Source organism: Bradyrhizobium sp. JYMT SZCCT0428 (assembly GCF_018131075.1).
Lineage (GTDB): Bacteria > Pseudomonadota > Alphaproteobacteria > Rhizobiales > Xanthobacteraceae > Bradyrhizobium.
Genome location: NZ_JAFCLS010000021.1, coordinates 41,497 through 53,836, shown reverse-complemented (window position 1 = coordinate 53,836; position 12,340 = coordinate 41,497). Strand labels below are relative to the sequence as shown.

Sequence of the window (12,340 nt, the reverse complement as noted above, 5' to 3'; positions counted from 1 at the left end):
CAGTGTCCTTTAGGCCGTGATCCCTGGGGCGTGCGACCGGTCAATAGCCGCGTTGGCGGTCGATGGCGTTTGGCGGCCGTCGGCCGGTTTGTATCGCGTCGGCGGTTGCGACGACCGTGGTCGCAACGGCCTCGACCCGGACTTCGCAGGCGTCGTGCGGCGTCACGACGATTTTGGGATGATGCCAGAATGGATGTGCCAGCGCCAGCGGTTCGGCCGCAAACACGTCGAGCGCGGCGCCGTCGAGCTGACCGCTCGCCAGCGCGGCCAGCAGGTCAGCATCGACCAGATGTTCGCCGCGTCCGACCTGGATGAGATAGCCGCCGCGGCGCATGCGGGCGAACAGTTTTGCGTTGAGGATGCCCTGGGTCTCCTGCGTCAGCGGCAGCAGGTTCACCAGCACCTCGGTTTCGCCGAGCATGGCGGCGAGGCCGGTGGGGCCATGGAATCCCCGGACGGAGGCGGGCGTCGGCTTCGCCGTCCGGCTCCACACCATGACGGGGAAACCGAGCTGCGCCAGATCGGCGGCAACGCGCTGGCCGATTTCGCCGTAACCGAGGATGCCGACCGGTACGTCCTGCGCGGCACGCTGCGGGAGGCGCTTCCAGATTCCGTCACGCTGCTGGGCCAGATAAGTTGCAAAACGCCGCTGATGCGAGATCACATGCCAGATGACAAAGCCTGACATCGTTTGCGCCTGCAGGGGATCGACGATGCGAACGACGTCGATATCCGGCCGCAGGCTCGGGCAGGCGACAATATTGTCGACGCCGGCACCGAGCGAACAGACCGCCTTCAGGTTCGGGTAACGCTCGAAAGCGTCTGCCGGCGGGTGCCACGCGATCGCAAGGCTGATGTCCGCGTCGGACCCGTTGCGGCGATGATCGACGATTTCGATGCGGTCGGCGATGCGGGCGAATTCTGTTCCGAGGTAGCCTCTGATATCGAGGCTGCTGCTGACGAGCGCACAACGCATCGTTTACGCCGCCTTGGAAGATGATATCTGGCCGGGCACCGCAGCAAGAAGCTCCTGCGTATAGGGGTGCTCGGGAGCGGAGAACAGCGCCGCGGCAGGCCTGAGCTCGACGATGGACCCGCGCTGCATCACCGCGATGCGGTCGCAGATCTGGGCTGCCACCCGCAAATCATGGGTGATGAACAGCATCGACAGCCCAAGGCGCGTCTTGAGGTCTTCGAGCAGGTTCAGAACCTGCGCCTGCACGGAGACGTCGAGCGCGGAGACGGCCTCATCGGCCACCAGGATTTCCGGATCGAGCGCAAGCGCCCGCGCGATTCCGATCCGCTGCCGCTGGCCGCCGGAGAATTCGTGCGGAAAACGTTCCATCGCACTCGCATTGAGGCCGACCAGACTCAGCAACTCATGGGCGCGTTGTCGCGCCGCCGCAGGCTCCGCGCCGTGCGCGATCGGGCCATCGGTGATGATGTTGCCGACCTTGCGGCGCGGATTGAGCGACGCGAACGGATCCTGAAACACCATCTGGATGCGCTTGCGCTGCTCGCGCAGCGTTTTTCCGTTGATGCGCGTCAGGTCGGTTTCGCCGAGCCGGACGGTGCCGCGATCCGGCTCGATCAGCCGCATGATCAGGCGCGCGATGGACGATTTGCCGGAACCGGATTCGCCGACCAGCCCGAGCGTCTCGCCCTGAAAAATGTCAAAGCTGACTTCCTTGGCGGCCTGGACGCTGCGGGTCGGCTGAAACCAGCCGCCGCCGCTGACATAGGTCTTTTCGATACCGATCACCTCGACCACCTTCGGCCGATCGAGCCGGGAAACGCGCGCCGGCGGCTGCAGCTTCGGAACGGCTGCGAGCAGCGCCCTTGTATACGGATGTTGCGGACGCTGCAGCACCTCGTCTGCCGCGCCCTGTTCGACCACCTTGCCGTGCTGGAGCACGACGACGCGATCGGCGATATCAGTGACGACGCCGAAATCATGGGTGATGAACATGACAGCCATGTTGCGGCTGCTTTGCAGGTCGCGGATCAGTTTGAGGATCTTCGCCTGCGTGGTGACGTCGAGCGCGGTCGTCGGCTCGTCGGCTACCAGTACCGTCGGTTCGAGCGCCAATGCCATCGCGATCATCGCGCGTTGCCGCTGGCCGCCGGAGAGCTGGTGCGGATAGGCGCGCACGCTGCGGTCGGGGTCGGGAAGGCCGACCTCGCGCAGCAGGCTCACCGCTTTCTGTCTTCGCTCCTTCGGCGTGAGCAGGCCATGCGCCTCGAACATCTCGGCGATCTGGTCGCCGATCCGCATCAAGGGGTTGAGCGCCGTCATCGGCTCCTGGAACACCATCGCAACGCGGCGGCCGCGCAAGCCCAGCCAGCCATCCGCGTCGAGGGTCAGCAGGTTTTGGCCGCCAAAGCTGATCTCGCCGGCCTCGGCGATCACGGTGTCCGGCAAGAGGCCCATCAGGGCATGCGCGCACATCGACTTGCCCGAGCCGGATTCGCCGACGACGCAAAGGATCTTGCCGGCGGTGAGCTCGAACGAAACGCCGTCCACGGCGTAAGAGCGGTCGCTGCCGGGCGGCAGGGCCAGCTTGAGGTCTTTGATAACTACGGCGGCGTCAGACATGCTCAGCGCCCGTCCTTGTTGAGACGCGGGTTGAGCGCATCGTTGAGGCCTTCGCCGATCAGGTTCAGCGCCAGCACCGAGATCAGGATGGCGACGCCGGGAAACACCGTGATCCACCAGGCCTGGCGAATGACGGTGCGGCCGGCGCCGACCATGTAGCCCCAAGACATCAAATTGGGATCGCCAAGCCCGAGAAACGACAGCGAGGATTCGAGCAGGATCGCGGTGGCGACCATCAGCGACGCCAGCACGATCACCGGGGAGAGGGCATTGGGCAGGATCTCTCGCCAGATGATCCAGCTGTTGGTCTGCCCGGTCACGATCGCGGCCTGGACATATTCGCGGGTGCGCAGCGACAAGACCTCGCCGCGAACCAGCCGCGCCACCGGTGGCCAGCTGACGATGGCAATCGCAATCACGATCGAGACGATCGACGGCTGCAGCACGGCGACCAGCACGATCGCCAGCGCAAAGCTCGGCACGGTCTGGAAGAACTCCGTGAAGCGCATCAGGGCGTCGCCGATCCGGCCGCCGAAATAGCCGGCCGCAGCGCCAACGGGAATGCCGACCGCAAGCGCCGCCAGCGTCGAGACGAGCCCGACCAGCAGCGAGACGCGGGCGCCATAGATGATGCCCGCCATCACGTCGCGACCGAGCGCGTCGGTGCCGAGCGGCAGCCCGGCCAGCGTGAACGGCGGCAGGAACGGCCGCTGCACCATGCGCCAGGGCGAGGTCGGAAACAGCAGGGGACCGAACACGGCAATTACGATCGCGACAGTCAGGATCACGAGGCCGATCAGGCCGCCGGGATTGCGCAACATCGTTCGCCAAAACTGTCTCATGCGGCGAACTCGATGCGGGGATCCACCGAGCGGTAGATCAGGTCGGTGATCAGGTTGAAGGCCAGCACCATTGCCGAGCAAACCACGAAGACGCCGAGCAGCAGATTGTAGTCGCGCTGCAGCAGCGCCTCGTACATCAGCCGGCCGATGCCGGGCCAGGCGAATACGGTTTCGGTCAGCACGGCGCCGCCGACCAGCGTGCCCGCCTGCAATCCGGCCAGCGTGACCACGGGCAGCAGCGCGTTTCGCAGCACGTGGCGGCGCTGGATCACGGCATCGCGCAGCCCCTTGGCGCGCGCGGTCTTGACGAAGTCGAGCCGCTTGACCTCGAGCATCGAGGCGCGGGTCATGCGGGCGTAGGTGGCCATGAAGAACAGGCCGATCGTCGTCGCCGGCATGATCAGATGGGCGCCGACATCCAGCACGTGAGCGAGCCCGGTGTAACCAGCACCCACCGTCTCGTAGCCAAAGCTCGGCAGCCAATCCATCGTCACCGAGAACAGCAGAATCGCCATCAGCGCGACCCAGAATAGCGGCGTGGCGTAGAAGATCAGCGCCAGCACTGTGATGGCGGTATCGGTCCAGCTGCCGGCGCGGCGCGCCGCCAGCGTTCCGAACAGGACGCCGAAGGCGAGCGATATCGCGAACGCCGTGCCGGTCAGCAGCAGCGTGGCCGGAAGGCGGTCCATAATCAGTTTCGAGACCGGCATCTGCTGGCGGAAGGAGAAGCCGAGATCCAGGCTGACGATGCCCTTGACGTAAAGGTAGAGCTGCACCGGAAGCGGCTTGTCGAGGCCGAATTTCTCGCGGAGCTGGGTCAGGAAAATCTGGTCGCTGGCACCGGCTTCGCCGGCCATCACCAGTGCCGGATCGCCCGGCGCCATCCGGATCAGGAAGAAGTTCAGGACGACGATGGCCAGCAGGACGATGACGGCCTTGCCTATGCGCTGGGCAATGAATGCGAGCATCGTGTGGATTTCCGCTTCGAAGCTTGTTGTTGAAGTGTCAGACCGCGGCGCAGCACAGGAGGTGCCGCCGCGGTCCGATGTCAGGCGTTACTTTTCGATCCACGCATCGCGAAAACCGTCATTGACGCCGATCGCGGTCGTGACGAGGTTCTTGACGTTGCAGCGGCTGATGGTGGGGAACTGCAATTCGAGCAGCCATGCCACCGGCACGTCGTCGGTCAGGATTTTTTGCGCCTTGGCGTAGATCTCCTGGCGCTTGGCATCCGGGAAGGCGACCGCGCCGTCGGCGAACAGCTGATCGATCTCCGGATTGGAATAGCCTTCGACGTTGTTGAACGGATTGCCCTTGACGATCTGGCTGGTGACGTAGTTGCGGCTGACGCCCAGTGCTGGATCGCCATACTGATAGAGATAGGTGAAGGCGATATCGTAATCCCAGTCGGAGGTTTTCTGATTCCAGCCGGGAACATCGGTCGCGATCATTTCAACGTTGATGCCGACGTCCTGCAGATTCTGCTTCACGGCCTCGGCCCAGCGCTGCCAGGTTTCGCCATAGGGCAGCGGCAGCAGGCGAACCTTCTCGCCATTGTAGCCGGCCTCCTTCAGGAGCGCCTTCGCCTTGGCCGGGTTGAAATCATACTTCGTCACCGCATCGGTGTAGTACTTGATCGCAGAGCCGGACGGGCCGGTCGCGACCTTGCCGAGGCCGTTCCAGATCACGTCCTTTGCAAAATTGCGGTCGATCGCGAACATCAAGGCCTGACGGAATTTCTTGTTGGCCGTCGGGCCGGAGCGGTTGTTGAGCCACAGCCATGAATGCGGGCTGAAGAATTCCCAGCCCGCACCGGTGACGCAGACATTCTTGAGTTTGCTCAGGCGGGGAACGTCGAAATTCTCGACCGAACCGCCCGGCAGCACGTCGATCTTGCCGGTCTCGAACGCCACCGACCGCGCCGCGGCGTCGGGAATGACGTGCCAGTAGATCTCGTCGAGGTTGGGTTTGCCCTTGATATAATAATTCGGGTTCTTGACCAGCTTGATGAACGAGCCCTTCTGCCATTCCTTGAACATGAAGGGGCCGGTGCCGATGGGCGTATTGTTGGCCGGGTTGGTCTTGAAATCGGTTCCTTCGTAGATGTGCTTTGGAATCATCGGCATCGAGCCGACTTCGAAGATGCCGATGAACGGCCCGAACGGTTGCTTCAGCGTGAACACGACGGTCTGCTCGTCGGGCGTCTCGATCTTGTCGACCTGGAGCAGATTGTTGCGCCCGCGGGGATGGGTTTGCTTGAGGAATTCGATCGAGAACACCACGTCGGCCGAGGTGAACGGCTTGCCGTCATGCCAGGTGACGCCCTTGCGGAGCTTGAACGAGTAGACCTTGCCGTCTTCGCTGACGCTCCAGCTTTCGGCGAGACCCGGCAGCGGCTCCAGCTTCGGACTGTAACGCAGCAGGCCTTCATAGATGTTGCCGGACACCATCTGGGTCGGGCCGTTCTGCACAAGGCCCAGCATCAGGCCCGGCGGTTCCGGCTGGATCACGGCATTGACGACGCCGCCGGCCTTCGGCTCTTGGGCAAAGGCTGCGCTGGTAAAGGCTGTGCTTGAAAGGGCGCCTGCCACCGCAAGACCCATAACAAATTGCTTCAGCATGACATCTCTCTCTTGATCGCCTGAGCGGCGTGCGTTGCGTTGAAGTTGGAGTGGGGGCTAGTTCATGAAGTCCGGATCTGACCGTTCCAGCATCCGCTTGAAGGCGACCCATTCGATGTCAGGAACACCGTTGAGTTCGATGCTGTCATAGAAGGTCTCGTACTGGCCTGCGGTCTTGCGGGCGACGCTTGCCGAGAGCGGCACGATCTCGGCGCCAGCGCCCTGAACCGCGAGCTGCGCGCGGCACGAGCGCTCCAGATTGTGCATCAGCTTGAACGCCTCGGCGACGGAGCGGCCGCAGGTGAGCATGCCGTGATTGCGCAGAACCATCACGAACTTGTCGCCGAGGTCGGCGACCAGGCGCTCGCGCTCATCCAGATCGAGCGCGATGCCTTCATAGTCGTGATAGGCGAGGCGGTCGGTGAACTGCATCGACCATTGATTGAGCGGCAGCAGTCCCTGCTTCTGGCAGGACACCGCGACGCCGGCGACGGTGTGGGTATGCAGCACGCAGGCAGCATCCGTTCGCGCCGCATGCACGGCGCTGTGAATAGTGAATCCGGCCGGGTTGATGCCGAGGTTCATCGGGTCGTCGATGACGTTGCCGTCGATATCGACGGTGACCAGATTGGACGCGGTGACTTCTTCAAACCGCAGGCCGTAGGGATTGATCAGAAAGCGGTCATGGCTGCCGGGCAGCCGGGCCGAGATATGGGTGTAGATGCTGTCGTCGAGGCCGAGCCGGTGAATCAGCCGGTAGGCGGCGGCGAGATCTATGCGAGCTTGCCGGGTTCCGTCCTTGATGGCCGGGGGCGGTACGTGCGCTGTCATTTTTGGAATGCACCCTTTTTGAACAGGTCTAAGGGTTGCACTGCAACACGGGTCATGACAAGACTAAACTGTCGACAATCGACGATTAAATAATGTACAAGTGGTAAAACCGGCTCAAAACCTGACGAGCACGGGCCAAAATGGACCATTTTGATGCGCACACTGTCTCCACCGGTCGGGTTACCAGCCCTCGCCGACGCCGATCTCGTCGGTCAGGTCGCCCGTCTTTTGACCCAGGCGGTGGTCGAAGGCCGGCTGGCACCGGGTTCCAAAGTCGTGGAAGCCGGGATTGCGAGGGAGCTTGGAGTGAGCCGGGCGCCGGTGCGCGAGGCCGCGCGGCTCTTGGAACAGCAGGGACTTCTGGTGGCCAGTCCGCGCCGCGGCTTCTTCGTGCGCAAATTCGCCGCCGACGATATTGACGACATCTATGATCTCAGGCTGTGCGTCGAACGCCACGCGGCCGTGCTCGCCGCGCGCAACCTCACGCCGGAGACGCGTGACATGCTGCGGCGGCAGATCGACGTGTTGCACCAGACCGCTGATCTCGAGGATCCCGCAAGGCAGGTCGAGGAGGACTACCGCTTTCACCGCCTGATCTGCGAGATAGCGGCGAACCGGCGGCTGTTGCGGTTGTTCGACGATCTCGCATCTGAAATGCGCATGGTGATCGGCCTGATCGGCCGGCTGTACGATGATCCGCATGAAATCGCCCGGACACACGAACCCGTGTTAGCTGCCATCGAACAAGGCCATCCCGAACGTATCGTGGCGCATATCGACTATCATATCGGTCATGCGTGGCGCGAAGTCGGAAAACTCGTGCGGGAGATTCCCGCTTAGCCGGCGGCGCACGCCGGTGCACGCCAGATTTCATTGACAGAAAACAGGAGTATTCGCGTGAAGGCCGTCTACACTGAACTGCATCGCAGTCACGATCCGCAATTCTTTCTGGTGCGCGGCGTCGTCCAGCGCACCACCGAACAGCCCGAACGCGCCGACCGGCTGCTCGCGGGATTGAAGGCCGGCAAGCACGAACTGGTTGCGCCCACACTGTTCGGGCAGGGCCCACGTGCAAGGATTCACAGTCCGGAATATCTCGGCTTTCTCGCCGAAGCCTGGGAGGCCTGGTCCGCGCTCGGCAATGCCGGTCCGGAAATGATCGCCAACATCCATCCAGTGCGCCACGCCGCGACCTACCCGACCCATATCGTCGGCCGGCTCGGCTGGCATACCGCCGATACCGCGGCCCCGATCGGTCCCGGCACCTTCGCTGCGGCGTGCGCGGCAACGGATGTGGCAACGACGGCGGCTCAGCTTGTCATGGACGGTGAAGACGCGACCTATGCGCTCTGCCGTCCGCCCGGTCATCACGCCTACCGCGATATGGCGGGCGGCTTCTGCTTCTTCAACAACAGCGCGATCGCGGCGGCACATCTGCGCCAGCGGCACGAGCGTGTTGTCATCCTCGATGTCGACGTCCACCACGGCAACGGCACGCAGGGCATTTTCTACGAACAACCCGACGTGTTTACGGTTTCGATCCATGCCGATCCCACGTCGTATTATCCGTTCGTCTGGGGTTACGCGCACGAGCGTGGCGCGGGTCCCGGCCTTGGCACCAACCTCAATATTCCCTTGCCGATCGGCACCGGCGATGACGGCTACATCGCGTCGCTCGGCGTTGCAAAGAAAGCCATCGACGCCTTTGCACCCGGCGCGCTGGTCGTGGCGCTCGGTCTCGATGCGTCGGAGCACGATCCACTCGCGGGGCTCGCCGTGACCACCGCCGGCTTCCGGCGCATTGGCGCCGCTATCGCGCGGCTCGGGCTTCCTACCGTGTTCGTCCAGGAGGGCGGATACCTCTCCGACATTCTCGGCGCCAACCTGACATCCGTTCTCGCCGGCTTCGAAGAAGCCCGCTAGGCCGCGCGCCTTTCTGACATCGACGACTTCAGGAGACGGAGTAAATCTTCCGTCTCCTTTTGTACTTTCGCCACCGCTTCCAGCTTCACGGGGCCATAGCCGCGAATGTCCATTGGTGCGGCTGCGATCTTGGCCAGGCGTTCGATGGTGTCAGGTGAAATCCACGGCGTGAGATCGGTCACGAGCCTTTCGTACCAGTCGATCAGGCCGCGCTCCATCTGGCGCTCGTGCGTATAGCCGAACACGTCCAACGCGGTACCGCGCAGGAATTTGAGCCGCGCCAGAATCCGGAATGGTGTCTGTATCCATTGCCCGAATTGACGCTTGAGCGGCCGGCCGCGGGCGTCCTTGCCGGACGACAGGACCGGCGGCGCCAGATGATATTTGATCGCGAAGTCGCCCTCGAACTCCTGCCGCAGCCCGTCCTGAAACCCGGTCTCCATGTGCAGCCGCGCCACCTCGTACTCGTCCTTGTAGGCCATCAGCTTGAAGAGGGACCGAGCGGTGGCGGTCGTTAGCGCTTGCGAGCCGGGCGCGTGGCGTTCCTCGGCGGCGCGGACTTGACTGACGAATTTGAGGTAACGATCGGCATAGTTCGCATTCTGATAGGCGGTGAGGAAGTCGACACGGCGAGAGATGATTTGGTCCAGCGTCTCTTCCTTTTTGGCCTGCCCTAATAGTGACGTCACGAAATCACGATCCGCAGCGGCGAGCCGCCCGCTGGCAAAAGCCTGCTTGTTCTGTTCGATCGCAACGCCATTCAAGTCGATCGCGCGCATCAGCGCTTCCAGTGTGACCGGCACCAATCCTTGCTGCCACGCCGCTCCGAGCATGATCACATTGGCAAAGACCGTGTCGCCGAACAGCGCGTCGGATAGCCGGTTCGCGTCAAGACTCCTGAAATTGTCCGATCCAACGACGCGTTCGAGGTGCCGAAGTCTCGCCGCCGCTTCCAGGCTCGCATCGCGATTGCGCACGATGTCGCCGGTCGGCATTTCAGCCGTGTTGATGACGGCCCGCATGTCAGGTCCGTAAGTGCCGGAAGCCTTCGGCGAGGAGCTCACCACGATGTCGCATCCGATCAGCGCGTTCGCTGCTCCCTGATCGATCCGGACTTGATGGATATCGTCAGGACTATTCGACAGCCGGATGAAACTCAGGACGGGGCCGAATTTCTGCGCGAAGCCGGTGAAGTCGAGCACCGATGCACCCTTGCCCTCCAGATGCGCGGCCATCGTGATCAACGCGCCGACGGTGATGACGCCGGTGCCGCCGACGCCGGTCACCAGCAGGTTGAACGGCTTTTCCAGGGAAACGAAATTTGGCTCGGGCAGCCCCGTCGTGCGGGCCATCGCGTCGATGCCGGCTCCCCGTTTCTTGCGGCGGGTCGCGCCTTCAACGGTGACAAAGCTCGGGCAAAAGCCGTTGACGCAGGAAAAGTCCTGGTTACAGGTCGAGAGATTGATCTGGCGCTTGCTGCCGAACGGCGTCTCCTTTGGCTCGACGCTGAGACAGTTGGACTCGACCGAACAATCGCCGCAGCCCTCGCAGACGAGATCGTTGATGACGACGAATTTCTTCAGCTCGGGCGCCTGGCCGCGCTTGCGCTTGCGCCGCCGCTCGGTGGCGCATTCCTGCTCATAGATCAGGACGGATACGCCCGCGATCTGCCGCAGTTCGCGCTGCACGGCATCGAGTTGCGCACGGGGATGGATCGTCACGCCCTTCGGGAAATCGCCCGCGTGCAATTTGTCGGGCGCGTCGGACACGATCGCAATCCGCGCCACGCCGTTGGCACGAACTTCGTGGGCGATGGCGGTCACGCTGATCGGCCCGTCGACCGGCTGGCCGCCGGTCATCGCGACCGCGTCGTTGAACAGGATCTTGTAGGTGATGTTGGCCTTGGCGGCGACGGCCTGCCGTATCGCCATCGATCCGGAATGGTAATAAGTGCCTTCGCCGAGGTTTTGGAACACGTGCTTGCCGCCGGTGAAGCGCGAGGAGGCGATCCAGTTGACGCCTTCGCCGCCCATCTGGATCAGCGAACTGGTATCGCGATCCATCCAGCTCGCCATGAAATGACAGCCGATGCCGGCCAGCGCTTGTGATCCCGCAGGGACCTTGGTTGATGTGTTGTGCGGGCAGCCCGAGCAAAAATAGGGCGTGCGCGTTGCTCCTGAGATGTTGATGATCTCCGCGCTTGGGCGCTGCAGGCGTTCGGCGCGCGATGTGAGGTCGAGGCCGGGGAATATCAGGTCAAGCCGTTTGGCGACGATCGGCGCCAGCAGCCGCGGCGACAACTCGCCGACCCAGGGCACCAGCGGGTCATTGTTTTCATCGCTCTTGCCGGCCATGTGTTCGGGCTTGTGGCCGGGATAGTCGTAGAAATATTCCTTGAACTGGCTTTCGATGATGCCGCGCTTTTCCTCGATCACGAGGATCTCGCGTTTCTCCCGGACGAATTCCAGTGCGTCGTGATGCGCCAGCGGCCACACCATCCCGACCTTGTAGATGTCGATACCAAGCCTGCGGCATTCGGATTCGGTTAAGCCCAGGAGTTGCAAGGCCTCCATCAGGTCGAGATGAGCCTTGCCCGTGGTGACGATGCCGTAGGTGGCGTCGGGAATGTCGTAGATCCGGCGATCGATCGGGTTGGCGGCGGCAAAGGCGAGCACCGCGTTCTTCTTGGCTTCCAGCCGGTGCTCGATCTGTGGACCGGGAAGGTCCGGCCAGCGATAATGCAGGCCGCCTGCGGGCGGTTCGAATGCCGGCGGGTTGAACAGGCGGCGCGGCGGCAGTTCGACCGAGGCGCAGGATTCGACCGTTTCCGAGATCGCCTTGAATCCGACCCACATGCCGGAAAAGCGGCTCAGCGCGTAACCATATTCGCCGAAGGAAAGATATTCGGCCACGCTCGACGGACTAAGCGTCGGCATGAACCACGCCATGAAGGCGACGTCCGACTGGTGCGGCATCGACGACGACACGCAGCCATGGTCGTCTCCGGCAACGACCAGCACGCCGCCATGCGGCGAGGAGCCGTAGGCGTTGCCGTGCTTCAACGCATCGCCGGATCGATCGACGCCGGGGCCCTTGCCGTACCAGAGGCCGAACACGCCATCGACTTCGCGCGCCGGGTTGGTTTCGACCTGCTGCGATCCCAGCACGGCGGTGGCGGCGAGGTCTTCGTTGACGGCGGGAAGGAATTCGATGCGCCGTTCGCTCAGGAGTTTTTTGGCGCGCCAGAGTTCCAGGTCGACGCCGCCCAGCGGCGAACCGCGATAACCGGAGACGAATCCGGCCGAGTTGATGCCGTCGGCAGAATCGCGGTCGCGCTGGTCGAGCAGGATGCGCACCAGCGCCTGCGTGCCCGTGAGCAATACACGCCCGGTCCGGCGCGTGTATCGGCCCATCAGGGCGTAATCGTCGAGGTCTCTGCCTGTCGTCAGGGTCTGGGTCATGTCGGCCTCCCGCCGTATCAGGTCGGTGAAAGTGTCGACCCGATCGGGTGGAAGAGCTGTTCTAAT

Annotated in this window: 9 protein-coding genes; 2 read left to right on the top strand and 7 right to left on the bottom strand. The window is 63.2% G+C overall.

Features of this window, described 5'->3' with window-relative positions; all coding sequences use genetic code 11:
• Positions 1–40 precede the first annotated feature (40 nt).
• The 6 genes from JQ575_RS22110 to JQ575_RS22085 all read right to left on the bottom strand — a co-directional run bounded on the left by JQ575_RS22110 (position 41) and on the right by JQ575_RS22085 (position 6,890).
• Positions 41–976 carry a glyoxylate/hydroxypyruvate reductase A gene (locus tag JQ575_RS22110; protein ID WP_212035269.1) on the bottom strand — a complete coding sequence of 312 codons (936 nt, stop codon included), beginning with the start codon at positions 974–976 and terminating at the stop codon, positions 41–43.
• Between the two features lie 3 nt (positions 977–979).
• On the bottom strand, positions 980–2,596 hold the full coding sequence (locus JQ575_RS22105; protein ID WP_212035268.1) for an ABC transporter ATP-binding protein: 1,617 nt from the start codon (positions 2,594–2,596) through the stop codon (positions 980–982).
• Between the two features lie 2 nt (positions 2,597–2,598).
• Positions 2,599–3,438, bottom strand: a complete 840-nt coding sequence (locus JQ575_RS22100) for an ABC transporter permease (RefSeq protein WP_212035267.1) — start codon at positions 3,436–3,438, stop codon at positions 2,599–2,601.
• Positions 3,435–4,406: an ABC transporter permease gene (locus JQ575_RS22095; protein WP_212035266.1), complete on the bottom strand. Its 972-nt coding sequence runs from the start codon at positions 4,404–4,406 to the stop codon at positions 3,435–3,437. Before JQ575_RS22095 ends, JQ575_RS22100 begins: the two co-directional genes overlap by 4 nt.
• A gap of 87 nt (positions 4,407–4,493) precedes the next feature.
• A complete protein-coding gene (locus JQ575_RS22090) occupies positions 4,494–6,059 on the bottom strand; it encodes an ABC transporter substrate-binding protein (RefSeq protein WP_212035265.1) in 1,566 nt (521 codons plus the stop codon).
• Between the two features lie 57 nt (positions 6,060–6,116).
• Positions 6,117–6,890 carry a class II aldolase/adducin family protein gene (locus JQ575_RS22085; RefSeq protein WP_212035264.1) on the bottom strand — a complete coding sequence of 258 codons (774 nt, stop codon included), beginning with the start codon at positions 6,888–6,890 and terminating at the stop codon, positions 6,117–6,119.
• Between the two features lie 153 nt (positions 6,891–7,043).
• Between JQ575_RS22085 and JQ575_RS22080 the strand changes: the two genes are divergently transcribed.
• The gene (locus JQ575_RS22080; RefSeq protein WP_212035263.1) at positions 7,044–7,730 is read left to right on the top strand and encodes a GntR family transcriptional regulator; all 687 of its coding nucleotides are present in this window, start codon (positions 7,044–7,046) and stop codon (positions 7,728–7,730) included.
• Positions 7,731–7,787: 57 nt separating this feature from the next.
• Positions 7,788–8,813: a histone deacetylase family protein gene (locus tag JQ575_RS22075; RefSeq protein ID WP_212035262.1), complete on the top strand. Its 1,026-nt coding sequence runs from the start codon at positions 7,788–7,790 to the stop codon at positions 8,811–8,813.
• Here JQ575_RS22075 and JQ575_RS22070 read toward each other — a convergent pair.
• Positions 8,810–12,274, bottom strand: a complete 3,465-nt coding sequence (locus JQ575_RS22070) for an indolepyruvate ferredoxin oxidoreductase family protein (protein ID WP_212035261.1) — start codon at positions 12,272–12,274, stop codon at positions 8,810–8,812. The two genes, JQ575_RS22075 and JQ575_RS22070, sit on opposite strands and share 4 nt — an antisense overlap.
• Positions 12,275–12,340: the final 66 nt, after the last annotated feature.